This window comes from Streptomyces sp. DSM 120436 (genome assembly GCF_055778765.1).
In genome coordinates this window covers 273,464-298,051 of the sequence record NZ_JBSKBS010000002.1, presented here as the reverse complement: position 1 = coordinate 298,051, position 24,588 = coordinate 273,464, and the positions used below count along the sequence as shown (strand labels likewise).

The 24,588-nt window shown below is 74.4% G+C and carries 25 protein-coding genes and 3 pseudogenes; 22 read left to right on the top strand and 6 right to left on the bottom strand.

Annotated features, from left to right (window positions below):
- Window positions 1-156 precede the first annotated feature (156 nt).
- The 9 genes and pseudogenes from ACWH4W_RS23205 to ACWH4W_RS23165 all read left to right on the top strand — a co-directional run.
- A pseudogene (locus ACWH4W_RS23205) lies at window positions 157-463 on the top strand (MFS transporter); the annotation flags it as partial.
- Complete coding sequence (locus ACWH4W_RS23200) at window positions 461-592, top strand: hypothetical protein (protein ID WP_473079303.1); 132 nt, start codon at window positions 461-463, stop codon at window positions 590-592. The pseudogene ACWH4W_RS23205 and the gene ACWH4W_RS23200, both read left to right, overlap by 3 nt.
- A 204-nt stretch (window positions 593-796) precedes the next feature.
- Window positions 797-2,014: a sensor histidine kinase gene (locus tag ACWH4W_RS23195; protein ID WP_473079238.1), complete on the top strand. Its 1,218-nt coding sequence runs from the start codon at window positions 797-799 to the stop codon at window positions 2,012-2,014.
- Entirely contained in the window at window positions 2,011-2,685 is a 675-nt protein-coding gene (locus tag ACWH4W_RS23190) for a response regulator (RefSeq protein ID WP_473077786.1), read from the top strand. Before ACWH4W_RS23195 ends, ACWH4W_RS23190 begins: the two co-directional genes overlap by 4 nt.
- A 132-nt stretch (window positions 2,686-2,817) precedes the next feature.
- Entirely contained in the window at window positions 2,818-3,639 is an 822-nt protein-coding gene (locus ACWH4W_RS23185; RefSeq protein ID WP_473077785.1) for an ABC transporter ATP-binding protein, read from the top strand.
- A pseudogene (locus ACWH4W_RS23180) lies at window positions 3,636-6,153 on the top strand (ABC transporter permease). Before ACWH4W_RS23185 ends, ACWH4W_RS23180 begins: the two are co-directional and overlap by 4 nt.
- Before the next feature lie 122 nt (window positions 6,154-6,275).
- Entirely contained in the window at window positions 6,276-6,665 is a 390-nt protein-coding gene (locus tag ACWH4W_RS23175) for a DUF1275 family protein (RefSeq protein WP_473077784.1), read from the top strand.
- Window positions 6,662-8,059, top strand: coding sequence for an MFS transporter (locus ACWH4W_RS23170; RefSeq protein ID WP_473077783.1), 1,398 nt, complete (start codon window positions 6,662-6,664; stop codon window positions 8,057-8,059). The genes ACWH4W_RS23175 and ACWH4W_RS23170 overlap by 4 nt, the downstream gene beginning before the upstream one ends.
- Complete coding sequence (locus ACWH4W_RS23165; RefSeq protein ID WP_473077782.1) at window positions 8,056-9,279, top strand: FAD-dependent monooxygenase; 1,224 nt, start codon at window positions 8,056-8,058, stop codon at window positions 9,277-9,279. Before ACWH4W_RS23170 ends, ACWH4W_RS23165 begins: the two co-directional genes overlap by 4 nt.
- A gap of 343 nt (window positions 9,280-9,622) precedes the next feature.
- On the opposite strand, the gene ACWH4W_RS23160 is transcribed toward ACWH4W_RS23165, so the two are convergent.
- Window positions 9,623-10,051, bottom strand: a complete 429-nt coding sequence (locus tag ACWH4W_RS23160) for an STAS domain-containing protein (RefSeq protein ID WP_473077781.1) — start codon at window positions 10,049-10,051, stop codon at window positions 9,623-9,625.
- A 312-nt stretch (window positions 10,052-10,363) separates the two neighbouring features.
- On the opposite strand from ACWH4W_RS23160, the gene ACWH4W_RS23155 reads away from it, so the two are divergent.
- The 6 genes from ACWH4W_RS23155 (at window position 10,364) to ACWH4W_RS23130 (ending at window position 15,032) form a co-directional block, all read left to right on the top strand.
- Window positions 10,364-11,008 carry a CBS domain-containing protein gene (locus ACWH4W_RS23155; RefSeq protein ID WP_473077780.1) on the top strand — a complete coding sequence of 215 codons (645 nt, stop codon included), beginning with the start codon at window positions 10,364-10,366 and terminating at the stop codon, window positions 11,006-11,008.
- Window positions 11,009-11,461: 453 nt separating this feature from the next.
- Complete coding sequence (locus tag ACWH4W_RS23150; RefSeq protein WP_473077779.1) at window positions 11,462-11,926, top strand: gas vesicle protein; 465 nt, start codon at window positions 11,462-11,464, stop codon at window positions 11,924-11,926.
- On the top strand, window positions 11,919-12,848 hold the full coding sequence (locus ACWH4W_RS23145) for a gas vesicle protein (RefSeq protein WP_473077778.1): 930 nt from the start codon (window positions 11,919-11,921) through the stop codon (window positions 12,846-12,848). The genes ACWH4W_RS23150 and ACWH4W_RS23145 overlap by 8 nt, the downstream gene beginning before the upstream one ends.
- A gap of 37 nt (window positions 12,849-12,885) precedes the next feature.
- Window positions 12,886-13,200, top strand: a complete 315-nt coding sequence (locus ACWH4W_RS23140; RefSeq protein ID WP_473077777.1) for a gas vesicle protein K — start codon at window positions 12,886-12,888, stop codon at window positions 13,198-13,200.
- A complete protein-coding gene (locus ACWH4W_RS23135; RefSeq protein WP_473077776.1) occupies window positions 13,197-14,081 on the top strand; it encodes a GvpL/GvpF family gas vesicle protein in 885 nt (294 codons plus the stop codon). The genes ACWH4W_RS23140 and ACWH4W_RS23135 overlap by 4 nt, the downstream gene beginning before the upstream one ends.
- 510 nt (window positions 14,082-14,591) lie before the next feature.
- Window positions 14,592-15,032 (top strand): pyridoxamine 5'-phosphate oxidase family protein, encoded by a 441-nt coding sequence (locus tag ACWH4W_RS23130; protein ID WP_473077775.1) that lies wholly within the window; start codon window positions 14,592-14,594, stop codon window positions 15,030-15,032.
- Window positions 15,033-15,481: 449 nt separating this feature from the next.
- On the opposite strand, the pseudogene ACWH4W_RS23125 reads toward ACWH4W_RS23130, so the two are convergent.
- Window positions 15,482-15,931: pseudogene (locus ACWH4W_RS23125) on the bottom strand (4Fe-4S dicluster domain-containing protein); the annotation flags it as partial.
- Window positions 15,932-16,035: 104 nt separating this feature from the next.
- On the bottom strand, window positions 16,036-16,458 hold the full coding sequence (locus ACWH4W_RS23120; RefSeq protein WP_473077774.1) for a pyridoxamine 5'-phosphate oxidase family protein: 423 nt from the start codon (window positions 16,456-16,458) through the stop codon (window positions 16,036-16,038).
- A gap of 638 nt (window positions 16,459-17,096) precedes the next feature.
- Between ACWH4W_RS23120 and ACWH4W_RS23115 the strand changes: the two genes are divergently transcribed.
- Window positions 17,097-17,384, top strand: coding sequence for a hypothetical protein (locus ACWH4W_RS23115; protein ID WP_473077773.1), 288 nt, complete (start codon window positions 17,097-17,099; stop codon window positions 17,382-17,384).
- A 162-nt stretch (window positions 17,385-17,546) separates the two neighbouring features.
- Here ACWH4W_RS23115 and ACWH4W_RS23110 read toward each other — a convergent pair whose 3' ends face one another.
- Window positions 17,547-18,329: a hypothetical protein gene (locus ACWH4W_RS23110; RefSeq protein WP_473077772.1), complete on the bottom strand. Its 783-nt coding sequence runs from the start codon at window positions 18,327-18,329 to the stop codon at window positions 17,547-17,549.
- Window positions 18,330-18,672: 343 nt separating this feature from the next.
- On the opposite strand from ACWH4W_RS23110, the gene ACWH4W_RS23105 reads away from it, so the two are divergent.
- Window positions 18,673-19,209, top strand: a complete 537-nt coding sequence (locus tag ACWH4W_RS23105) for a hypothetical protein (RefSeq protein WP_473077771.1) — start codon at window positions 18,673-18,675, stop codon at window positions 19,207-19,209.
- Between the two features lie 42 nt (window positions 19,210-19,251).
- On the opposite strand, the gene ACWH4W_RS23100 is transcribed toward ACWH4W_RS23105, so the two are convergent.
- Window positions 19,252-19,890, bottom strand: coding sequence for an HD domain-containing protein (locus ACWH4W_RS23100; RefSeq protein ID WP_473077770.1), 639 nt, complete (start codon window positions 19,888-19,890; stop codon window positions 19,252-19,254).
- Window positions 19,891-20,185: 295 nt separating this feature from the next.
- On the opposite strand from ACWH4W_RS23100, the gene ACWH4W_RS23095 reads away from it, so the two are divergent.
- Window positions 20,186-20,788 carry a DUF998 domain-containing protein gene (locus tag ACWH4W_RS23095; protein WP_473077769.1) on the top strand — a complete coding sequence of 201 codons (603 nt, stop codon included), beginning with the start codon at window positions 20,186-20,188 and terminating at the stop codon, window positions 20,786-20,788.
- A gap of 216 nt (window positions 20,789-21,004) precedes the next feature.
- On the opposite strand, the gene ACWH4W_RS23090 is transcribed toward ACWH4W_RS23095, so the two are convergent.
- Window positions 21,005-21,220, bottom strand: a complete 216-nt coding sequence (locus ACWH4W_RS23090; protein WP_473077768.1) for a hypothetical protein — start codon at window positions 21,218-21,220, stop codon at window positions 21,005-21,007.
- Window positions 21,221-21,488: 268 nt separating this feature from the next.
- Between ACWH4W_RS23090 and ACWH4W_RS23085 the strand changes: the two genes are divergently transcribed.
- The 4 genes from ACWH4W_RS23085 to ACWH4W_RS23070 all read left to right on the top strand — a co-directional run bounded on the left by ACWH4W_RS23085 (window position 21,489) and on the right by ACWH4W_RS23070 (window position 24,511).
- Window positions 21,489-22,691, top strand: a complete 1,203-nt coding sequence (locus ACWH4W_RS23085; RefSeq protein WP_473077767.1) for an FAD-dependent oxidoreductase — start codon at window positions 21,489-21,491, stop codon at window positions 22,689-22,691.
- 63 nt (window positions 22,692-22,754) lie between these two features.
- On the top strand, window positions 22,755-22,979 hold the full coding sequence (locus ACWH4W_RS23080; RefSeq protein WP_473077766.1) for a hypothetical protein: 225 nt from the start codon (window positions 22,755-22,757) through the stop codon (window positions 22,977-22,979).
- A 32-nt stretch (window positions 22,980-23,011) separates the two neighbouring features.
- Entirely contained in the window at window positions 23,012-23,533 is a 522-nt protein-coding gene (locus ACWH4W_RS23075) for an NUDIX hydrolase (protein WP_473077765.1), read from the top strand.
- A gap of 102 nt (window positions 23,534-23,635) precedes the next feature.
- A complete protein-coding gene (locus ACWH4W_RS23070; protein WP_473077764.1) occupies window positions 23,636-24,511 on the top strand; it encodes a DMT family transporter in 876 nt (291 codons plus the stop codon).
- The last annotated feature ends 77 nt before the right edge of the window (window positions 24,512-24,588 follow it).

The window sequence follows — 24,588 nt, the reverse complement described above, 5'->3', positions numbered from 1 at the left end:
CAAAAATGCATGACGTGCACAATTGTGTGCGAGAGGTCACGCCGGTGACGTACCGAGGCGGGCGCCCGGCCGCTCCGCGACCAGCGTCGGGGCACGACCGGCGACCGGCTCGGATGACGCGTGTGCCCGCTCGGCGGCGCCGTGTTCGCGGTGTGCATGACCGGCACCACGCTCCCGACCCCGCCGTACCCCTTCCACCAGCAGGAGTTCGGCTTCTCCGAGCTGACGTTCACCGTCGTGTACGCGGTGTACGCCTTCGCGGTCATCGGCAGCCCTGCTGCTCGCGGGCAACGCCTCCGACGCCGTCGGCGGACGCCCGGCCCTGCTGTGCGGCCTGGCCAGCGCGACCGCGAGCGCCGGCTGTTCCCTGCCGGCCGCCGACCTCGCCTGGCCGTACGCCGGGCGGCTCCCGTCGGGCCTGTCGGCCGGCCTGTTCACCGGAGCCGCCACAGCCTACGTCATGGTCGTCTCGCTGACCGCGAAGGGCCCGATCACCGGCGAGGTGCGGGCCCACTGGACCATGCGCCGGAAGACCGCCCCGAACGCTTTCGGCATCACCTTCGACGGCCGCCTGTCAGCAGCCCGTCGGTAACCTCAACCACCGCAGTCACACCGCCCGTTCGACGGTCCCGCTCCTGCCGCCAGGCCCGGCGCCACATGCACGAAGTGGGCGGACCGCTCCGCGCCGACATCCGGGCGCCGACGCGACTGGTGACAAGTGACTACGGTTGCGCTGGGTCCGCCTGATGGCCGCGCGTCTCCTGACGCCCTCTCGTCGCACAAGAAAGTGGGGCTCATGACCTCAGTGAAGGAACGTCCACGTGCGCTGCTCGCGGGGGCGTCGCGCCGGTGGGTGCGGCTGTTGCCGTGGGGTGTGGCGTTCGTGCTGTGTGTCGCCCTGCTGCCCACGACCATCGTGGTCCTCACCGCCGATTACGGCCTGAACGGTGCCGTGGCGAGCGCGCTGGCCGTTGCGCAGGCGGCGCCGCTGTTGCTTGCCGTCGTCCGGCCGCTGCGAGCCTGGTTCGTGGTCTTCGCGGCGGATGTGGCGGGGGCGCTGGTTCTGCGCGGCGTGGACTTCGAAGAGCGGCTCTTGTGGCCGTTCCCGCCCATGGGGATCGTCGGGTACGTCGGCCTCTGCCTCGCCCTGGGCCTGCGTGAACCGCGCCGAACGCTGCTGCTGGTGTGGCTGGCGACGGCGGGCGTGAACGTCGGGCTGGGATTCGCCGCGCCGCACGGCGCGGACGCGATGACTGTTCTGCTCACCATGCTCGGTGGCGTCACGCTTTTGCTCGGCGGTGCGCTCCGGGAGCGTCACGAGGTGCAGCGCCGGCTGGCCGAGCAGGAGACGATCAGTGAGGCGGAGCGTGAGCGTCGGACGCTGCTGGAGGAACGCGCCCGCATCGCGCGTGAGTTGCATGACGTGGTGGCGCACCACATGTCCGTGATCACGGTGCAGGCGGACACCGCGGCGTACCGTCTTGAGCGGCTGCCGCCGGACGCGCGGGACGAACTGACGTCGATCGCGGCGACGGCGCGTGAGTCGCTGAGTGAGATGCGCCGGCTCCTCGGTGTGCTGCGGAACGAGGAGACGCACGGCGAACTCGCGCCCCAGCCGGACCTGACCCGGATCGGACAGCTCGTGGAGGCGACGGCAAGAGCGGGCACGCCGGTGACGTTCACCGGCTGCGACGCCGAGGTGCCCGAGACGGTGGGGTTGTCCGCGTACCGCATCGTCCAGGAGGCACTCGCGAACGTCGTGCGGCACGCACCCGGCGCCCCTACCCAGGTGTCGGTGTCACAGGACGGGGACCGGCTCACCGTGCTCGTCGTCAACGGTCCGCCGCCCCAGGCGCCTGCCGGGCCGCTGGAGGAGGGCGGGACCGGGCACGGTCTGGTCGGGATGCGTGAGCGGGTTCGGATCATCGGCGGCACCCTTGACGTGGGGCCGCTGCCGGGCGGCGGGTTTCGGGTCGCCGCCCAACTCCCCCTGACGGAAAGGAATGCCACGTGACGACGCGCGTCATCATCGTCGACGACCAGGCCATGGTGCGGGCCGGCTTCGCCGCGCTGCTGGCCGCGCAGAGCGACATCGACGTGGTGGGCGAGGCCCCCGACGGCGTGCAGGGTGTCGAGCTGAGCCGGCGCACCCGTCCCGACGTCGTGCTGATGGACGTCCGCATGCCCGAGATGGACGGCCTCGAAGCCGCCCGCCGCCTCCTTACGCCACCGCCGGGCGTGACCCACCGGCCACGCGTGCTGATGCTCACCACCTTCGACGTCGACGATTACGTCTACGAGGCGTTGCGGGCGGGCGCGAGTGGCTTCCTGCTGAAGGACGCCCCGCCGGCCGACCTGATCGCCGCGGTCCGTGTCGTGGCCTCGGGCGACGCACTGCTCGCCCCCTCCGTCACGCGCCGCCTCATCGCCGACTTCGCCCGTCAGCGCCCCGCCGCCCGGGGCAAGCCCGCGCTGCGGCTGAAGGCGTTGACGGAACGCGAGACGGAGGTCCTCACTCTCGTCGCCCGCGGCCAGTCCAACACCGAGATCGCGCAGACACTGGTCCTGGCGGAACAGACCGTGAAGACACACGTCAGCCGCGTCCTCACCAAACTCGACCTGCGCGACCGCGCCCAGGCGGTCGTCTTCGCCTACGAATCCGGCCTGGTCACCCCGGGCGAGTAGGCCGGCGGTCCTGCCCCTCCACCCCCTACCGGGGTAGCACCTCCGGTTTGGCTCCCGGGTATGACGCCCGACGCGCAGCCGTCCCTGCACTCTCCGGTCCGTCGGTACGAAGAGATCGCGAAAGGGCGGAACATGAGGCTACGCAGCGCCAAGCGGCAGAAGGCGGAAGACCGACCGGAGGCACCGGCCACCACCACATCAGGTCTCGCTCTCGAACTGCGCGGTGTCCAGCGGCAGTACGGCCGTGGCGCGGGGACGGTGCACGCCCTCGCGGGGGTCGACCTGGCCCTCGCCCGGGGAACGTTCACCGCGGTCATGGGTCCGTCCGGGTCCGGCAAATCCACCTTCCTGCAGTGTGCCGCCGGGCTCGACAGGCCCACGTCGGGGCGGGTGGCCCTGGGCGGTACGGAGATCACCGGCATGAGCGAGGACGAGCTCACCGAGCTGCGCCGCAGCCGCCTCGGCTTCGTCTTCCAGGCGTTCAACCTGCTGCCCTCGCTGACCGTGGAACAGAACGTCCTGCTGCCCATGCGCCTGGCCGGACGGCGCCAGGACCGCCGCCGGGCGGCCGAGGTCCTCGCGCAGGTCGGACTCACCGACCAGGCCCGGCGCCGGCCCGGCGAGCTCTCCGGCGGCCAGCAGCAGCGCGTGGCCGTCGCCCGCGCCCTGGTCACCAGCCCGGACGTGATCTTCGCCGACGAGCCGACCGGCGCCCTCGACACCGGCACCGCCGCCGAGGTCCTCGGCCTGCTGCGGAACGCGGTGGACACCCTCGGCGCCACCGCCGTCATGGTCACCCACGATCCGGTCGCGGCAGCCTGGGCGGACCGCGTGCTGTTCCTCGCCGACGGCGCCTTCGCCGACCACCTCGAACGGGGCACGGCGGAACAGATCGCGGCACGGATGGCCGTGCTCACCTCCCGCACGGGCGCGATGGCAGGTGTCGCGGCATGAGGCGCCCCAATGGACTCGCCCGTGAGGCCGTCCGCTTCAAGCCCGCGTCCTTCGCGGGGACCTTCCTCGCACTCTTGATGTCCGCGCTGATCGTCGCGGCCTGCGGAATTCTGCTGGAGACCGGCCTGCGCGCGTCAGTGCCGGCGGAGCGGTATGCGAAGGCGCCGGTTGTCGCGGCGGCGGACCAGTACGAGTACGTCGTCACGGGCAGCGGCGAGGACCAGGAGAGGGAGGCCACCCCGCTGCCGGACACCGCCCGGCTCGACGCAGGGCTGGCGGCCAAGGCGGCGAAGGCACCGGGCGCGGCCACCGCCGTCCCGGACTTCACCTTCCCGGTGCGCGTGGCGCACGAAGGCGGACTGCGCCTCCCTGGTGACCTGCTCACCGCGCACGGATGGGGGTCCCACACCTTCACCGGTACGGCGCTGACCGCGGGCTCCGCGCCCCGCGGAGGGGAGGTCGTGCTCGACGCGGGTACGGCCCGCGCCGCGCAGGCCGCGGTCGGCGACACCGTCGTACTGCAGACCGCCGCAGGCCAGCAGACCTTCCGCATCGCCGGCGTCGCCCGGGCCGGAACGGCGGACACCGCCCGCAGCGCCGGACCCCTGGCCTGGTTCGCCGACTCCCAGGCGCCCGTGCTGGCCGGACACCCCGGCAAGGCCGACGCCATCGCCGTGCTGGCGCAGGACGGCACCGATGCCGACGCGCTCGCCGACTCGGTGAGGAAGGCTCTCGCCGGTTCCGGCGCCCAGGTGCACGTCGGCGACGACCGCGGCGCCGTCGAGGACCCCGGCCTGCGCCACGCCAAGGACACACTGTTCGGAATCGGCGGTTCCTTCGGCGGCACCGCCGCCGTCGTCGCGGTCTTCACCGCGGCAGGGACCGTGGCCCTGTCCGTGTCTCAGCGAGCCCGCGAGTTCGCGCTGCTGCGTGCCGTCGGCGCGACCCCGCGGCAGGTCCGGCGGGCGGTCGCCTCCGAGTCACTGCTCATCGCTCCGCTCGCCGGCATCCTCGGCTGCCTGCCCGGCATCGGGCTCGCGCACTGGTGGTTCGGACAGTTGCAGGACCGCGGCGCCGTCCCGCAGGCCGTGGACCTGCACGTGTCCGCGCTGCCTCTCCTCGCCGCCGTCGGCATCGGACTGCTCACCGCGCTCGGCGCCGGGTGGGTGGCCGGTCGGCGGCCCGCCAGGATCAAGCCGGGGCAGGCGCTCGCCGAGGCGTCGGTGGAGCGGCTGCGGCCCGGCCTGATCCGGACGATGCTGGGCATCGGCGCCCTCGTCGGCGGTGGAGTCCTCACCGGCGTCTCCGCCAGACTCCTCGGGGGACGACGCGGCCGGGGCCGCTCTGGGCGTCGTCCTGCTCTTCATGCTCGCCGTCGCGCTGCTCGGCCCGCTGGTGGCGCGGCTGTGCGCGGGGCTCTTCGGCCTCCCGCTGCGCGGCGCGGGCCCGACCGCCCAGCTCGCGGTCGCCAACTCCCGTGCCAACGCCCGACGCCTCGCCTCCGCGATCACCCCGGTGGTGCTCGCCATGGCCTTCGCCTCGACCCTCGTCTTCATGCATACGAGCGAGACCCGGGCCGCCGACAAGCAGGTGCGCGCGGCTATCACCGCAGATCACGTGGTCACGGACCCGGCCGGGCTCCCCGTGGACGCGGCGGCGCGGGCCGCCCGAGCGCCGGGCGTGGAGGCGGCCGTCGGCCTGCTGAACACCCAGGTGCTGGTGCCGATCGGCTCCGGCGAGTTCAAGTCGCTCCGGGGCGCGGTGACGCAGGGCGTCAGCGGCTCGGGTGCCGAACTCGCGAAGGTGCAGGACCTGGACGTACGCGAAGGCAGCCTCAGCGGGCTCGGCGGGAGTCGTATCGCCATCGACAAGACCCTGGCGAACTCGGCGGACGTCGGCGTCGGCGACCGGCTGCCCCTCTACCTCCCGGACGGCACCGAGGCCCGCCCCGAGGTCGTCGCGGTCTACGGCCGTGGCCTCGGCCTGGCCACGGTGACCATGGACCGGGAGTCCCTCGCCGGCCACGTCACCTCGGGCTTCGACAGCACGCTGCTGGTACGCGGCGGATCGGAGAAGTCACTCACTGCATGGGGCGAGGTCACCGACGCCTCCGGCTACGCGACCGAGAAGAGCCTGGACGCGAAGCTGGGCGCCTGGATGAACAACACCATGGCCGCGGTCCTCGGCGGCTTCGCCGCCGTCGCCGCCGTCAACACCCTGGTGATGACGGTCCTGGACCGCCGTCGCGAACTGGGCGCCCTGCGCCTGGTCGGCTCGACCCGGCGCCAGGTCCTGACGATGCTCGGCTGGGAGAGCCTGCTGGTCTCCACGGCGGGCGTGGTCATCGGGTCCGCGATCGCCGCGGCCACGCTGATCCCGATGATGCGAGGCATGACCGGCGAGGCGCCCTATGCGCCCCCGCTGCTGTACGGCTCCTTCGCGGCCGTCGGCGTAGGCCTGGCCCTGCTCGCGGTGACGCTGCCCGCGCGGGCAGCGCTGCGGCGCAGGTCGTAGGGCCCGCACCGGGGCGGTGCCGCTCTCGTCCTGGCCGCCACGGTGCTCGGACCCGCCGCCGTCGGGGCGGCCACCCCCGGCGCCCGCGCCCTGATGGCGTCGCCACGCGCCCTGGCCACGGGGTGCAGGCGGCGACGGCCCGTCACCTGGCAGTCAGGGACGTCACCACCGTGGTGGTCACCTCCACCCCGACCGGGCTCGCGGCGGACTCCCGGCTGGGAGCGGACCGCCCTCAAGGGGCCCGGCGGCGGACGGCGGCCGTCGCGCTCGTCATCACCGGAGCGCTCACCGGCGCCGCGCTGTGCCGGGTGCACGAAGGACTCGCGGTGGCGGCAGCGCTCGTCGCGCTCGCCGTGAGCGGCCTCGGCCACGCGTCCGCCCACTCCGCCGACCGCGCGGCGGCAGACCGACCGGCCATGCCTCCCGAAGAGCGGTTCCCCGCCGGAGCCGTCGACGGCCGGGCGGCCGGACCCCTCCTACTCGCCCGGCACCAACGGAAAGGACCCTCATGACCACAACCCTGGTCTCTCCGCCCCGCATGGGGAAGGCGGCCGTCGCGGCCCTGGGCATGCTGGCGGTCTCCACCGGCGCCCTGGAGTCGGTCGTGGCGCCGACGCTCCCGCTCCTGCAACGCGAGCTGGACATGAGCCCGTCCGAAGGGGCGCTCCTCACCATCGTGCTCGCCGTCACCGGCACGCTCATCACACCGTTCGCGGGCAAACTCGGCGACCGCTACGGCGGGAAGCGCGTCCTGATCCGGCTGATGGCCGTGGTGTCGGTCGGCGGTCTGGTGTCCGCCCTGGCGCCCAGCCTGCCGGTGCTGCTGCTCGGCCAGGTTCTTCAGGGGGCGATGGTGGGCGCACTGCCCCTGTCGTTCATCGTGGTGCGCAAACACCTCCCCTCCGGAGTGTCGAAGGCCGCCATCGGACTGGTCAGCGGAATGTTCGTGGGCGGCTCGATGGTGGGCCTGCTGGCGGCCGGGCCCGTGGCGGAAGCGTTCTCCCGGCACTGGATGTTCGCGGTGCCGACCTTCGCGGTCATCGGATTCACCCTGCTGGTGAACAGGCTGATGCCGTCCGATCCGCCGGGCCGGCCGGACGACGCCGGGCTCGACTGGCCCGGCCTGCTTCTTCTGAGCGGGATCCTGGTCACCCTCCTGCTCGTGTTCGCGCTGGCGCCCGAGGCAGGCTCGCAACCACTCGTGTTCGTCGCCCTGATCGCGGTGCTGGCCGCCTTCGTGGCCGGATGGACAGCCGTTGAACGCCGCTCGGCCGCGCCGATGGTCGATCTGCGCATGCTGGCACGGCCGGTGATCTGGAAGTCGTGTGCGGTGACGTTCGTGATGTGCCTCGGCACCGCGACGGGGGTCTATCTCGTCCCGCAGCTGCTCGACGTGTCGGGCGACGGATACGGTTTCGGGCTCGGCGCCACCGAGATCGGCTTCGTCCTCCTGCCCGGCGCCGTCGCCGCGACGCTGGCCGGGCCGCTCGGCGGAATCGGGGAGCGGCGCTTCGGCTCCCGTGCCGTGGTCGCCACCGCGGCCGTCCTCATGGCCGCCGCCCTGCTCGCGCTGGCGGCCGCACACTCCGAGGTCTGGCACGTCGCCGTCGGCAAGGCGCTGATCGCGCTCGCCAACGGCCTGTGCGTCACGGCCATGGTGACCAGCATCGCCTCCTCCGTCGATGAGGGCGACACCGGCATCGCCACCAGTCTGGTCCTGGTGACGCGCGTGCTGGGCTCCGCCGTGGGCGGGATGCTCGGCGGCACGCTCCTCACCTCGGGAACCCCCTCCGGGTCCGAGGTCCCGGCCGAATCGGCCTTCAGCACCGGCTTCCTCGTCGCCGGCGTCGTCGCGGTGCTCTCCCTGCTTGTCGTCCGGACCATGAGCAAAGGAGTCAAGGAATGACCTTCACCGACCAGCTGACGGGTGCTCGTACCACGCCGAGGCCCGAGGTCCTGATATCCGGGGCCGGTATCGCCGGTCCCGTCCTCGCGTTCTGGCTGAACCGCTACGGATACGCGGTCACGGTGGTGGAGAAGGCGGGCGCGCCGCGCAGCGGCGGCTACCCCGTCGACGTGCGCGGCACCGCGCTGGAAGTCGTCCGGAGGATGGGGATCCTGCCGCGGCTGCGGGAGGCGCACATCGACCTGCGCCGGCTCACCTTCCTCGAAGGGGACGGCAGGGAGGTGGTCTCGCTCCACCCGCACAGCGTCACTGGCGGTGTGAAGGGGCGGGACCTGGAGGTACGGCGCGGGGACCTCACCGACGCCCTCCACACGGCGGTCCGTGACGACGTGGAGTTCGTGTTCAACGATTCCATCGACACCCTCGACCGGTCCGGTCACGGAGTGGACGTCACCTTCCGCGGGGGCGGCCGGCGTACCTTCGACCTGGTCTTCGGCGCGGACGGCATGCACTCGCGTACCCGGCACATGGTGTTCGGCCCCGAAGAGCAGTTCCACCACTACCTCGGCCACTGCTTCGCCGTGTTCACCATGCGCGACACCTTGGGGCTCTCCCACGAGACCGTGATGTGGAACTCTCCGGGCAGGGCCGCGGCCCTCTACGCCGTGGGCGACGACGAAGTGCACGCCTTCCTGAACTTCGCCCGGCCGCAACTGCCGTTCGACGCGTTCTCGGATCCGCAAGCCCAGTGTGACCTGGTCGCCACGGCCTTCGCCGACGCCGGATGGGAGGTCCCGGGCATGCTGGCCGCCCTGCGTGACGCGGACGACGTGTTCTTCGACGCGGTCAGCCAGATCCGCATGCCCCGCTGGTCCGACGGCAGGGTCGCGCTGGTGGGCGACGCCGCATGGGCGCCGTCGTTCCTCACCGGACAGGGCACCAGCCTCGCCCTCGTCGGCGCGTACATGCTCGCCGGTTCCCTGGCCGACCGGGACCACACCGCGGGTTTCGCTGCCTACGAACACGCCACCCGTGACTTCGTGACCACGAACCAGGCTCTGGTCGGCAAGGGCGGTGCCACCCTCTTCCCGACCACGCCCCAGGCCCTGGCGGAACGCAACGCCAGGCTGCGCACACTCGACGCCGTCCCCTCCGGGGAGGGACGACCGGCCCATTCGGCCCTCACCCTGCCCGAATTCACGCCCATGACGGGCCCCTGAGCCCCGCCCGGTTTCACGAGTGCCGTCGCCCGAGCGGAAGCGTCCCGGTCACCGTCTTCGCAGTGAAGCGAGGGCGGGGCGGGGCCCGCGGCGGCCGGGACCAGGACCGGTAGCGGCCGGCGCGCCGCCCCGGGACCCGGACAGGTCCGTGGCGTGCGAGAGGGGCGGTTCCCGCCGGCGGCGTCGGACACGGGCGCATCCGTGTGCACGGCGCCGGCCTGTCCGAGGCCGCCGGCGGGTCGTGGGACGGCCGACGGGGCCCGGACCGCGGGCGTCCGATCCGCCGTCCGGGCCCCGTCGCCTCCCGGTGAGGGCGGGCGGGCGGCGCCCGCCCGCCCGCCCGTCAGCGGGACCGGCTGACGTGTCCGCCCGGGCGGCCGGCGAGAGCGGTCACGGCGGGCCGGTCCTCGCGGAGTCCGCGCCTCAGGGCGTCCGTCAGCGACCCGTGGACCTCGAAGGCGTCCGCCGGCCCGGTGCGGCGCACGAGGGTGCGTAAGCGGCCGCTGTCGGAGACGAGACGGAGCCTGCCGTGCCGCTCACGGGTCCGCGCGCGTGCCCTGCACGGCACTCCCAGCGCGGCGCGGTCCAGGAAGGACACAGGACGCAGGTCCACGACCAGCTCGGGGCGCGGGTACGCGGTGAGGGCGTCCAGGCGTGCCGTGACGATCGGTGTCACGGCGATGCCGAGGTCCCCGCGCAGTTCCAGGACGGTCGTGCCGCCGACGGCGTACTCGGAGCGGATCGGGCCGGTGCGGGCGTGCTCGTGCGTCATACGGACAGCCGTCCGCGGCTGAAGCGGGCGGCTCAGTGGCGCTGAGTGCGTGGCCGGGGGACGGTTGATCACCCGTCCGCGAGCGCAGGGACCGGCCGCCCGGCGCCGGCAGCCTCTCGTGCACGAGGCCGTACTCCTGGCCGTGGGACCGCCGGCCCTCCCTGCCAGGCCCGGACGTCACTGGCCGCCCGAGCAGGGCGGTGTTGTCATGGGTGGGGAAGACGGTGCGTACGGGTCGACGCACCGCACGTGGTCCGCCCGGGCGGTCCGACCGCGGCCGCCCCCCCTCGCGATGCGGAGGAGACCGACGTCATGCTGCACCGCCGCACGGTCGGAGACGTGATGACCGAGGAGGTCGTCACCCTCCGCCCCACCACACCCCTCCAGGAGGCAGCCGCCCTGCTGGACGCGAACGACATCGTCGCGGCACCGGTCGTCGACGACGACGGCGTCCTCGCCGGCGTCGTGTCCGCGTCCGACGTGCTGCGGCACGAGACCGGCACCCCTGATCCGCAGGGGCAGGACGGGACCGACGAGCACGCCTGGAGCAAGGCCCGGGCACGGACCGCGGGCGAGCTCATGAGCAGCCCCGTCTTCACCGCCCGCGCCGACTGGACGATCCCCCGGGCCGCGCGGGAACTCCGCAGGCGGCACGTCAAGCAGCTGCCGGTGGTCGGCGACGACGGTCTCCTCACCGGCATCGTCACCCGCAGCGACCTGCTCGACGCCTTCATCCGCCCGGACGCCGAGATCCGCGGCGAGGTCGAGCAGGACGTCCTGGGGCGCATCCTCGGCCTGGACGGGGGCGCCGTCGCCGTCGAGGTCCGGGACGGGGTCGTCACCCTTCGGGGACACGTCCCGGAACCGCGTCTCGTTCCGGTGACCGTGGGCCTCTGCCAGGGCGTCGACGGTGTCGTCGCCGTGGACGCCTACCTCTCCGTCGGCCGGCCGGGCTAGCCGCGCGCTTCCATGGGACCGGCTGCCCGGCAGCCGGCCGGCACGGCGGAAAACCCCGCGCCCGAGCTGCCGAACGCACTCGTGAAGCCACGAGGAAGGGCGCACTGACCTGCGTAAAACGCGAGTCCTGAAGCACGGGTCCCACGATCGCTGCCGCGTCTGTCCAGCGGCGTGGACATTCCACGGCGCAGGCCTTCGGCTCCTGCCCCCGGGCTCCCTGAAGCCGCCCGTGATCGCCGGGGCACGGGCGTCCGCGGGCAGTTTCAGCCGACCAGGGTGCAGCGGCCGCCCGTCCCGCCGTGCCCGCGGCGGGGGTGTGAAGGGCGGGAGTGCGGTTAAACGTTTGCAATGACCAGTTATCCCGAGAGGTTGACGCCGAGCGACGGCGGGCGCCCGTCCGGGGCTTCCCCGTACCCGACCGCCGGTGGGCTGCCGGGAGGGAGCGTCGCACCGATGCAGCCCCGCCGGGACGGCGAGGGCAGCCTGGCGCACGTGATCGAGACCCTGCTGGACAAGGGGCTCGTGCTCAACGCCGACATCATGGTCTCGGTGGCCGGGGTGGAGCTGCTGGGCATCCGGCTGCGTGCGGCGCTGGCCTCGTTCGAGACCGCCGCCCGTTACGGACTGGAGTTCCCCTCCGGCACGGACACGGAGACCGCCGCGTGGCGGCAGACCCGCGAGGAGAAGGAGACCTGCCCGGCCTGCGGCAAGCGCGCCCCCGTCGAACAGCTGCTGAACCAGTGGTGCCCCTGGTGCGGCTGGCGCAGCGCCCAGGCCCGGATGGCGGAGGACACCGGACGGGCCCCGGGAGCCCTGACGGCCGGTGCGGAGCGTCCTGCCGCCGTCGACGGGGACGGGGCCGCCGAAGCCGGCCCGCCCTCCTCCGCGGAGCGGGAGCCGGAGCGGCGGGATGGCTGACCGGCCTCCGATGCGGCCCACCCGGGACCCGCGGGTGACCCTGGACGACCTGGTGGAGGCCCTGCTGAACAAGGGAGCGGTCCTGCACCTGGACCTCATCGTCGCGGTGGCCGACATCCCGTTGATCGGCGTCTCGATCCGGGCCGCCGTCGCGGGAATGGAGACGATGCTCGAGTACGGCATGATGCGCCACTGGGACGAGGCCACCCGCGCCTGGGCCGAACGGTCCGTCACGCGCCGTGCCCTCGAGCTGCGGGAGGGCGAGGGCGTCATCCGCACGATGAGCGGCGGCCACCTGCTGACGGGGGACGTCTACAAGGGGTGGCGGCCCGGCACCGTCCACCTCACCGATCAGCGTCTCGTCGTCCTGCGCGACGAACCGCGCGAGATCCTCTGGCAGACGGAGCTGACCGCGGTGCGCGCCGTGCGACTGGTGCCGGAGCGGACCGTCGGCGGGGAGGAACGTCTGCGCGTGGAGGTGACGTCGGCCGACGGCGGGCGGGAACTGCTCTCCGCCCGGGAGCCCGAGGAACTGCGCGACCTGCTCGCCCGGGCCTGCGCCGGACGCCTGGCGCCCGCCCTCCCGCCCGGGTCCGTCCCGGACGAGGAGCCCCCGCTCGCCCAGGGGCACCTGTGGTTCCGGGAACCGCGCCGGGCGGGCCCGTTGTGGCGCGGTGGGCAGGCACGGCTGACCACCGACCGGCTGGTCTGGAAGTCGCCTGTGGACTCCGGGCCGGCGCTGGTGCTGTCCACGACCGACATCACCGGGGTACGGCGGCTGCCCGGGTACGGCCCCGCGGGCGAGGGCAGCGTCCTGGCGGTCGACACCGTCGCGGACGGCGAGGTGCGGCTCGCGGCGGACGATCCGGGCGCCTGGGAACAGCGGCTGAACGCCGCCTCGCCCATGGCGGCCGCCGGATGACGAACTCGGCACGGCACAGGAAGGGTGGGAAGACGGCATGCCGTTGACCGTCGACGAGAAAAGCCTGAAGCACGGGGTGCTCTCCCTCGTGGTCACCTTGGTGGAGGTCATCCAGGAGGCGCTGGACCGGCAGGCCCTGCGCCGCATCGAAGGCGGTGACCTGAGCCCCGAGGAGGCCGAGCGGCTGGCGGACGCCCTGCTGGAACTGGACGAGGCGATGGAGCAGATCAAGGAGGACCACGGCATCGTCTCCTCGGTGGCCGACCTGCACCGGGGTCTGGACGAGGTGGTCGACGACGTCGTGGACAAACTGATCAACCCCCGGCGCTGGGCGGAGGAGGCACAGGGATGACCGACGGGACCGCCCTGTACGTGTACGCGCTGGTCCCCGACCGGCCGGGCGCCGCCGACGGCGTCACCGGTCTCGACGGCCGCCCCCTGCGACTGGTCGGCGCCGCCGGCACCGGCGTCGCCGCGCTGGTGCACGACGCCGAGCCGGCGCCCTTCCAGGGCGGTGACGAGCAGGTGCGCCGCTGGGTGGCGGAGCAGAGCCGCGCGGTCACCACCGTCTGGGAACGAACCGGCAGCGTCCTGCCGATGACGTTCAACGTCCTGGTCGCCGGCGAGCCGCCGTTCGGGGACCGTCCCGGTGGCGGACGCGGCGCCGAACAGCGGCTGACGGACTGGATCACCGACCAGGAACCCCGGCTCGCCGGCCGGCTCGAGGAACTGGCCGGACGGTGCGAACTGCGCGTGGAGATCACCCTGGAACGCCAGGCCGCCACGGCCGGCGACCCGGGGCCGGGCACCGGTGGGGCGGAATCCGGCGGACGCTCGCCGGGGATGCTCAGGCTGCTGGCCAAACAGCGCGAGCAGCAGGCCCGGAACGCGGCCGGGGAACTCGCCGACACGCTGCACGCCCGGATCCGGCGCCGTCTGCTGTCGGTCGCGGAGGACTTCCGGGACCGCGGCCCCGCCCACCGGGCGGCCGACGAGACACACGTCCTGTCCGCCGCCCTGCTCGTCCGGCACGAGGACATCGACGCCGTCGGCACCGTACTGAGCGAGACACAGGCCGCTCAGCCCGCCTGCCGCATCCGCTTCCTCGGACCCTGGCCGCCGTACTCCTTCACCGACGCCGAACACCGCCCGCACGACGGCGAGATGCCCTCGCTGAGTCCGGACGCCCCTCCCACGCCGACGCCGGGCGGCCCACCGCGACCGGTGCCGTGACGCACCGGCGCCCGCTCGGCGCGGAGGTCCGCACCCGCCGCACGGTCCTGCCCGGCTCCGGGCCGAAGGCGGTGAGCGATCCGCGGGCCGGCCCGGCCCGGCCCGCCGGCGCCGGTGTCCCTCGCTGTTCGTCGGCGGAAGTCCGGCGGGAGGCCGGTAGGAGGCCGGTAGGAGGCCGGTGGGAGCCCGACGGGCGTGCTCCGGCGGTCGCCCCGGCGCGCCTCGACAGCAGGCACGCCCGAGCGCTCCTGACCGGTGTTCCGCGCCGCCGTGCCGATCACCCCGCCCGACCGCCGCGCCGTGCCCCCAGCCCGGCGCGGGACCGGCCGGGTCACGTACAGCGCCTCGTACGGGGCGCCACCCTCGGGCGCTCACCGGGCCGTCCGCCGGGGGTGACCCGGGCCGTTCTCCCGGCACGAACAGGACCCATGGCCCTCACCTCCGGACCCCCGCCCGCCCCAGAATCGAGGGACGCTGTACCGCTGTACCAGGCGAAGGACGGGCCGGCCCATGAACCCCAACGACGGTTTCCGCGAACTCCCGCGGCAGGAATGCCTGCGGCTGCTGACCGAGGTGTCCCTCGGCCGCATCGTCTGCACACGCCGGGCCCTGCCCGCCGTGCTGCCGGTCAACTTCGGCCTCGACACCGACGGCGCCGTCCTGCTGCGCACCGCCGCGGGCTCGGACCTGGTCCGCGCGGTCGACGGCGCGGTCGTCGCCTTCGAGGCGGACCAGGTCGACGCCGCCCGGCAGTCCGGCTGGAGCGTGGTCGTCACGGGCGCGGCCACGGTGGTGACCGACCCCGCCGAGCACCGGCGCCTGTCCCGCACCGGCCCGGTCTCCTGGGCGCCCGCCCCGCGGGAGGTCTTCGTCCGCATCGAACCCGAGCTGGTCACGGGCCGCGAACTCGTCGGCGGCCGCACCCTGTACGGCGTGGACCTCACCGCCTGAACCGCCCCCACCGCGGGGCGGGGCGCCCCGCGGTGCCGCAGACACCCCCGGCCGGCGTCCGGAACGGCGCCCCCGCCGGCGCACCCCGGTCCGCGGGAGGTCCGCACCGCCACAGGACCGGGGTCCCGGCACCGGTCGCTCGGAGCAAACTGGTCCAGTACGTCCAGAAACGGGTCAGGACCAGCAGCAGAATCACCCCGTACCAGCCGGCGAGCAGCAGCCAGTGCGTGTCCCGGACGACTGCGGGCTGGACATGACACTGCCGCAGCTCACGACGGGGCTGATGTCGCAGGGCGGCCGGTGGGCGGGCTCGCGCAACAGCCGCCGGTCGTCGACCGTGAGCCGGAAGGCGGATCCGGCGGGTCGGCAGCCGGCGGGCGCACAGCATGCCCAGCCCCGCCACCATCGCCACGCCCGCCACGGAGCCCGCCCGGACCGCGACGGTGTGGTTCCTTCCCGTCGGGCGTCGCCGCGGCCTCGCCGACCCGGTCGGCGTCGTACAGCAGCAGTCCGAGGTAGCGCAGCCGGCCGACGCAGGTCTCGGAGCAGACGGTGGGCTGTCCGGCCTCGATGCGGGGGAAGCAGAAGGTGCACTTCTCCGCCTTGCCGGTGGCGTGGTCGACGTACACCTTCTTGTACGGACACGCCGTGACGCACATCCGCCAGCCGCGGCACTTGTCCTGGTCGACCAGGACGATGCCGTCCTCGACCCGCTTGTACATCGCCCCGGACGGACAGGCCGACACACAGGCCGGGTTGAGGCAGTGCTCGCGCAGGCGGGGGAGGTGGAAGAGGAAGGTCCGCTCGAACTCGAACCTGACCTTCTCGGCCCACGCGCCGCCGAGGTCGGGGTCGCCGACCGCGTTCTTTGGGGCGCCGCCGAGGCCGTCCTCCCAGTTGAGGTTGGCCGCGCGCAGGTCCTCGTCCGCTTCGGCCACGGCCCCGACGGCGCCCGCACGCCCCGCCCGACGGCGGAGCCCGTGCGACGGACGGCCCGGGGTTCTCACCTCGTGCCGTGCACGCCCCTCAGTTCGCGCCCGGTGACCAGCTCGGACTCGATCCGTACGATCACCGATTCCCGCAACGGCATCCAGGAGGCGGGGCCGGTCTCCGCGAGCCGTTCCTGTGCGGAGGGACCGGTCACCACGGTCGCCCTGCCGGTGACGATCACGCTCCAGCCGGACCGGGACGCCACGTCGAACTCGTCCGCCTCGAAGGCGACGACGACACCGTCGACGGCCCGCACCAGTTCGGAGTCCGGTGAGGTGCGCAGCAGCACCGAGGCGTCCGTGTCGAGGGAGAAGTTGACGGGGAGCACCGCGGGCAGGGCCTGCCGGGTGTAGACCACGCGGCCGACCGGCACCCCGGCGAGCAGCCGGAGGCACTCCTGCCGGCCGAGTGCGCGGAACGCGTCGTTGCGGAACATCCCTCCATCCTCTCCCCGCCGGCGTCGGCCGGGTAGGGCCGACAGGCCCCACCCGGCCGACGCCGGACCCGCAGTGGCTTCCCGGTGACCGCGCGGGCGACCCGGTGCGGAAGGGAGCGCAAAGGGACGACCGGGCCCGGACCCGCGGGACCGTCCGTCCGGCGGCAGGGACCCTCGGCCCATGCCCGCGAGAAGTCCCCGGTGCGGACAGCGGTGCGAGGACACCGCAGGGCGGGCAAGGGGCCCGCTGCCGGTGCTCCCTCCCGGTGGCGCGGTGACCACCACAGACCAAGGGGACGGACGACATGGTCCAGCCGGTGACGTCGGAACAGGACGGCTCCCCCTCGGAGCCCGCGGTGCCGGGCCGGGCACGGCTGATGCCGACCCTGGCCACGATCGGGTTCGCTCTGGACTTCTGGGCGCGGCTGCCGGTCCCCGGACCGGACTCCGTGACGGCCGGCCCCCGCTCACCGTGGGTGGGTGCCGGCCGTCACGGACGTGCCACGGCCCGGCGGATCCGGGGCGACCGGCTCGGCGCGCGGGCGGTCCCGACGACGTCGTCGGGGCGCGTACCGCGTCGTGACCGAACCGTTCGCCCGGCCTGTCACCGCGTCCGGCTCGCGTGAGAGCATCCGTCCATGAGCAGCGACCTCGAAGTGACCGCTCTGGCTGTCAACGTCACGATCCCGCAGGCGCTCCGCTGGACGGACACGCGGCGTGGCCAGGAGTTCCAGCTGACCACGCTCAACGTCCGGCTTCTCCCGGACGGTCACCTCGCGGTGAAGGCCTACGGCCGGCCGGTCGGCGGTGGCCGGGGCGCGTACGTCTCGTTCCCGGTCCCCGACGAGCCGGCCCTGGCGGCTCTGGTCTCCGACGCGGCCGGTCGCGCCGCGACGTTGTGGGCCGCCCACCGCGGTCTCGGCTGAGCCCGCGCGTGACGCGGCCGGCCTGTCGGCCATGGCGCCGTCCTTGCCGCCGCGTTCGACGACGGCGCAGGGGCCGGGACTCCTCTGCCGGAAGGTCACGCCGAAGCCGAGGGCGGTGGAGAAGCCGGTGACGGGCCGGAGGGCCCGGCAGGGCGAGGGCGGTCAGCGGGCGCGGACGTAGACGACGACGCGCGCCCCGTTCACGTGGGTCGTCGCCCGCTTCCGGAAGTGCTGCCGCAGGGTGCGGGTCTTGGCCCGCTCCCGCGGGTCGCCCGTCACATGGCCGCCCGCCCGGCCGTGAACCACGACGATCCGGTCGAACCGCAGCATGCGCGCCGCCATGTCCGCCGCGGGCAGCTCGACACCGGCCAGCGTGTGCGACGCCGCCGGGCTCTCCGCCAGCGCCAGGTCCGTCAACGCGCGCGTGTCCTCGGGGTACGGCTCGGTCCAGTGCCGGTGCTGGGCCGGAAGGCAGAGCAGTCCGTCCCCCGGGCGGCCCGACTCGCGCAAGGCGGCGCCCACGGCGGTGGCGTCGTTGCTCCGGCTGTCGGGGGTCCTGAGCGCGAGGCTCGCCGGCACGAGCGCCGCCGGCGCGGCGACCGCGGCCACTCCCACGCCCACCGTGATCCACGGTCCGCCGGACGACCTCCGCAGCCGGCGGACGTGATCCGCGCCCGAGCCCGTCAACAGCGCGATCCCGACGTGGCCGTAGAGCACGTACCGGTCGACGAACAGCGGCTTGGACAGCGGGGCGGCGAGCCGCAGCAGGCAGGGGAGGACCACCAGCGGCACGGCCAGCACGGGCAGCCGCACCGGCCGGCCGCGCATCCCCGTGGGCGCCGGCGCGCACACCAGCCCCAGGACCGCCACCGTCACGAAACCGGGAAGCCGCACCGGCCCCTCGATCCACGCCACCTGCTCCGACTGCGCCGCACTGCGGAGCACCAGCGGCACCAGCCGGTCTGGGCCTCGCCATCGCCCGTGACCTGGCCCAGCGGCACGGAGGCACCCTCGCCCCGCGCACCCTGGGAGCGTGCTTCGAGCTGCGCCTGCCGCAAGCCCCCGCCCCGGACCCGGACGTGGATGCGGGCTGACGCGCCCGGCAGCGGTCATCCGCCCGCCGGGGCGTCCTCGCGGGGCGCCGTCGACGCGCGTACGACGCGTGCGGTGGCCGCTCGACGTGGCGGGACCCGGCCTTCTCACCGCCCGCCGGCCGCTCGGACCGGAACCCGGGGGAAGACGCCGAGCCGGCCGGGTCGAGGCGCCGTCCGGTGGGTACCCGCACGGCATGTTCAAGCGCGCACTGTGGCAGGGACTGATCGCCGGCACCGCCGGAGGCGTCGTGATGACCCTCGGCGAGAAACTCGAGCAGGCCGTCACCGAGCGGCCCGACTCCCACGTACCCGCCCGGGTCCTGCAACGCCTGACCGGCCTGCCCGAACACCCGGGCAAGCAGCCGCTGCCGGTGAACTGGGCCATGCACTTCGGGCAGGCCGCCCTGCTCGGCGTGGTGCGCTCGGCCATGGCCCAGGCGGGACTGCGCGGACCGGTCGCCTCGGCGAAGTTCACCGTCGTGCGCCTCACCAACGACCAGATCCTCGAGAACGCCACCGGTGTCGGCGCCCCGCCGCCCACCTGGCCGCGCAAGGAACTCGTCGTCGACGTCCTGCACAAGACCGTCTACGCCTTCGTCACCGGGGCGGTCGCCGACGCCCTCGCCCGGCGGAGCACCGGTCCCGGGCCCGGTCAGCGCCATGCCGCCCTGCGCCCCGGCCGCCGTTCCGGCGTCGGGCCGCTGCCCCGCGGCGAGGCGTACGGCAGGTGACCGGAGGGAACCCCGCGGGCGGCGCCGCCGGCCGGCGGCCGGCTACTCGGGCCAGGCCGAGTTCTGGATGACGTCGACGAAGTCGACACGGCGGAAGCCCGGCACGAAGTGCTCCAGGACGTCGGCGTTGACGGTGCCGAAGGTGGTGTCGGGCCGGTGCCTGAAGCCGTCGGCGAACGCCTGGAGGATCTGGCGCTTGAAGTCCGGCCGCGGGTGCGCGGCGGTGACCTCGTCGATGTGCGCGCGGGTGAGATCGTCCAGGCGCAGGCCCAGCACGTCGGTCTCCACACCCGCCGTCGTCGCCGCGATCTCGGGAGCCATCCTGTACGGCACCTCCGGGGTGGTGTGCAGGGCGACGGCCGTCCACACCGTGCCGGCGTCCCCCTCGGACACCCCGTGGCGCAGCAGGAACGCCCGGGCCTGGTCGGCCCCGTCCATCTCGAACCGCTGGTCGTCGGAGCGATACGGCTCCACCAGCCCGGTGTCGTGGAACAGGGCGGCCACGTACAGCAGTTCGGGGTCGGGGAGCAGCCCGCGCGCGGCGGCCTGAAGGCTGCCGAACAGGAACACCCGGCGGGAATGGTGGTAGATCAGCGGCGGGGTCGTGTCGCGGATCAGTTCGGTGGCGTCCCGCGCCAGCGCGCTGTCGGGAATCGCGACACCGGCGATCTTCTCGCTCATGACTGCCTCCAACGGGTCGGACCGTGCGGAACACCTCCACCCTGCGCCCCCGCCGGCGCCCGCGCCCTCTCATGGGGGGCAGACAACCCCTCGCGTTCCACCCGGGCTGCCGAGCGGCGGAGGCCGGCGGCGCCGTGTGCTGCCGGTGCGTGTCGAAGGCGGGGCGTCCAGCGCGTCCGTGGCCGGATGCACGGCCACCGCTTTACGCCGAAGCGACGAACGGCCCCTCCCGGGAGGGTTCGCCTCAGCCCCGTCGAGGCCGGAATCGGGCCGTCGGCCCGCTTATGGTGATCCGATGCTGCTCGTTCCCAGATGGGTGCTGCTCTCGTCGGGGTGCGCGCCGGTGCTGCTGATCGCGGGGTGGGCGACCGCGGCGGCGCTGGAGGGGTCCGCCTACGACCCGGTGACGCAGACGATCAGCGTCCTGGCGGCCTACGGCGCCCCGGGCTCCTGGGTGATGACCGGGGCGTTCCTCGCGCTGGGCGTCTGCCACCTGCTCACCGCGTGGGGACTGCGGGCGGCCGCGGCGGCCGGGCGGGTGGCGCTGGCCGGCGGGGGAGTGGCCGCGCTGGCCGTGGCGATGGTCCCCGTACCGAGCAGCGGAGGATCGCTGGGGCACGGGTCGGTGGCGGCCGCCGGGTTCACGCTGCTCGCCCTGTGGCCGGTCCTCGCCGCGAGCGGCGGCCGCGGCACACCGTGGGCGCTGCGGCCGCTGCCGTCCTCCGCGGCGACCGCGGTGATGGTCGCCGGGGCGGTGTGGTTCCTGGTCGAGACGGACCGGCACGGCATGGCGGGCGTCGCCGAACGCGTGGTGACGGCCGTGCAGTCGCTGTGGCCTTTCGTCGTCGTCCTGTCGTGCCTCCGGCACGGCCCGGGGCGCGGTGCGCCGTCCGCGTGACCGCCTCGGAGGAGGTGTGAGCTGCCCACCGGCCCGGAGGACCGCACGGCGTCCCGGTCGCCCCGCGGCCAGGTGCCGCGGACAGCCGTGCCGGACGCGGTCAGCCGCTCGGCCGGGCCGGCCGGACCCTGCGGGTGCTCCGCGTCGGCGCTCGAGCGGACCCCGGGACCGAGCGGACCCCGGGACCGAGCGACCCCGGATCGTGGGGGCGGACCGCTAACCCGTCTCGAGGCGGAGGACACGGCGGGCCGCCTCGGCCTCCGCGGCCGGCGGGGAGAGTTCGTCCAGCGTGCCCAGCTCCGTGTCGCCCGCCAGCTCCCGCTCCCAGGCGTCGGCGAGCCGCTGCTGCTCCTCGTGGGGTTTCGCGCTGACGGCCTCCCGGTGCTCCGGGTCCAGGGCCGTGAGGAAACGCTCGACCGAGTCCGTGGACATGCCGTACTCCTTGCTCGCTCGGGAAGGCGCCGCTCGGCCCAGGAGGGCCGGCGCCCTCGCGGGACGGGTGCCCGATACGGGCCGGAGCCACCCTGTCGGCCCAGCGCGGACGGGACACGCACTTGCCGCACCTATCGAATTTCGATAGTTTCCCATCGTCATTCGATCGGTACGCGGTGGGTGTCCCGTGACCCACGCGCCCCGTGTCCTCTGCCTTCGTCCCGCGCCCTCTGTCCCGTGCCCCCTGTCCCGTGCCCTGGAGTGCCCGATGCCCTCACCCGCCCGTGCCCTCGCGCCCGCGCCCGCCGCCCGTCCGCCGTCCGGGGGCACGACCCGTGCCGACGTCCTGGTCGTGGGGGCCGGACTGGCCGGGCTGCACGTCGCCACGCGGCTCGCCCGGCAGGGACACGACGTACTCCTGGTGGACCGGCGCACCACCCTGGCCGGCGCGATCCGCACCACCGGGATCTTCGTGCGCAAGACGCTCGACGACTTCCCGCTGCCCGAGCGGCACCTGGGCCCGCCGATCCGGCGCATGCTGCTCTACCCACCGAGTCTGAGCCGCCCCGTCGCCCTGGTCAGCGACCGGGACGAGTTCCGCGTCGGCGACATGGCCGGGCTGTACGAGACGTCGGCCGCCGTCGCCGTCGACGCGGGCGTACGCCTCGCACTGGGCACCCGCTACGCCGGCCGGCACGACGGCGCGTACCACCTGACCGGCCGCGAGGGGCCCTTCCGGGTCCGCGCCCGGTACGTCGTCGGCGCGGACGGCGCCCGGTCGAGCGTCGCCCGCGACCTCGGCCTCGACCGCAACCGCCGCCTCCTGGTCGGGGCCGAGGAGGTCTTCCCGGTGACCCCGGACGGCGGACCGCCCACCTTCCACTGCGTCCTCGACCCCCGGATCGCCCCCGGATACCTGGCGTGGGCGGTCGACGACGGCGAGCACGCCCACGTCGGCGTCGCCGGGTACGCCGACCGCTTCCCCGGCGGACTGCGCCGGGCCATGGAACGCTTCAGCGCCCGCGCACCCGGGCTCGGGGGCGTACGGCGCCCCGAGGCGGTGGAGCGGCGCGGCGGGCCGATACCCGTCGGCGGGGTGCTGCGCCGGATCGGCTGCGCGGACGGACTGCTCGTCGGGGACGCGGCCGGCGCGGTGTCCCCGCTCACCGCCGGCGGCCTCGACCCCTGCCTGCGCCTGTCCGACCTGGCCGCCCAGGTCCTCGACGACGCCCTGCGGACCGGCGCCCCGCACGCACTGACCCACTACAGCGGCGCCACCCTGCGGTCCCGTTTCCGCGGCCGGCTGGCACTGCGCACCGGACTCGCGCACATCCGGACGCCCGCCGCGACCGCCGCGGCGTTCACCCTGTTGCGCACCCCGCCCGGCCGGGCGGCGGCGGCCCGGATCCTCTTCGGCGACCGCTCCTTCCCCGATCAGCCCGCCCCCCGGCCGCGCCTGGCGAGCGGCTGACCCCGGTGTCGCGGAGGGTCCGCGCCGCATGCGCGCCCCTGCCGCCCCGTGCACGCTGGATCCATGGCGAGCGACCGTCCCATCGTGATCTATCCGCCCGCCGGCGACGGCGGCCGCCGGGTCCGGGCCGGCCCGCGCTTCCTGGGCATGGCCTACACCCTGCTGGACGTCGTGGAGTTCCTGCGGCTGGCCGGGATGGAGGACGTCGACGACGACTGGATGCGGCGGTCCCCGCTCGTCGAGTGGCGCGGCGGCGGCCCGGACGCCTGGACCGCCGCCCGCGACTGACGGGGCCGTGCCGCTGCGGGCATGATGTGGTCATGGCGGAACTGGTCGAACGGGTGGACGACGACGATCGGGTGATCGGCCTCGTCAGGAGAGACGAGGCGATACGCAGGCGGTGGCTGCACCGCGTCGCGACGGTCGTCTGCCGGGACACGCGGGGGAGGATCCTGGTGCACCGCCGACCGCCCGGAGTGTCCCGCTTCCCGGGCGGCGTCAACTGGATGCTCGGGGGAGCGGTGGAGCCGGGCGAGACCTACGAGGAGGCCGCCGCACGGGAACTGACGGAGGAACTGGGCGTGCGGGCCCGCCCCCGCCTCGTCCTCACGTTCCGGTGCGCGGGCGTGATCAGCCCGTACTGGCTCGGGCTGCACGAGACGGTGGTGACCGGGCCCGTCGCCCCCGACCCGCACGAGATCGCGTGGCACGACTGGCTGACGGAGCCGCAGCTCGCGGAGCTGGTACGGAACACGGCGTTCGTTCCGGACGCCCGGGAGGCGTACGACCGCTGGGTCGCCCCGCGCCGCGGGGAGCCGAGCCCGGCGGGCCCCGCCGGGTGAAACGGGCGGGCCGCCCCGGCGCCCGCGTTCGCGCGCCGCCCGCCGGGCGGTCACCATGGCAGGGACCGGGGGCGGGCCGACTCGTCGTCGCGGAGGCTGGACATGTGGGTGCCGGTCCTGTTCGCGCTGGGCGCCGCGCTCAGCAACGCCCTCGCGACCGTGCTCCAGCGCAAGGCCGCCCTGACCGTGCCCAAGTCCGACGGCCTGCGCGTCGGACTCGTCCTCGACCTGCTGCACCGCCCCGTCTGGCTGGCCGGCTTCGCGGCCGTGATCACCGCCGGCGTCTGCCAGGCCGTGGCGCTCGCGACCGGACCGATCACCGTCGTGCAGCCCCTGTTCGTCCTGGAACTCCCGCTCGCCCTCGTCATCGCCACGGCACTGCTCCAGGGGCGGCTGTCCCGCACCGGCTGGCTGGCCGTCTGCACGGTGGTGGCGGGGCTCGCCGTCCTGCTGTTCGCCGCGTCGCCCGCCGGGAACCGCACCCAGGTGCCGATGACCCACTGGATCCCGGCCCTCGCCGTGTGCGTCGCCGTCGTCGCCGCCCTCGTCGTCGTCGCTCTCGGCCGCCCTGAGGGCCGCGCACGCGCCGCCTGCTTCGGACTGGCCGCGGCGGTCTCGTACGCCATGACGGCCGCGCTGATGAAGACGTCGATGCACACCCTCGACGACGGAGGCGTCACCGCCTTCCTCACCACCTGGCAGACGTACGGCTTCGCCCTGTTCGGGGTCTGCGCGCTGTTCCTCCTCGAGAACGCGATGCAGTCCGGCCCCCTGGTCGCCTCCCAGCCGGCCCTCACGCTGGGGGACGCGTGCGTGAGCCTGGCCCTCGGCATCACGGTCTACGCGGAGTACGTCCGCACGGGATGGTGGCTGGTCCCACAGCTCCTGGGCGCCGCCCTGATCGTGGCCGGCGTGCTGGCGCTGTCCCGCCTGCCGTTGGCGCGGGCGCTGGCGAGCGAGGGGGAGGGGACGCCCTGAGGGGAACGTCGTTCCGGGTGCCCCGCACCTGCGCGCGTTGCTCGACGACTGACGCCCCGCCATCCCCCCACACGCTT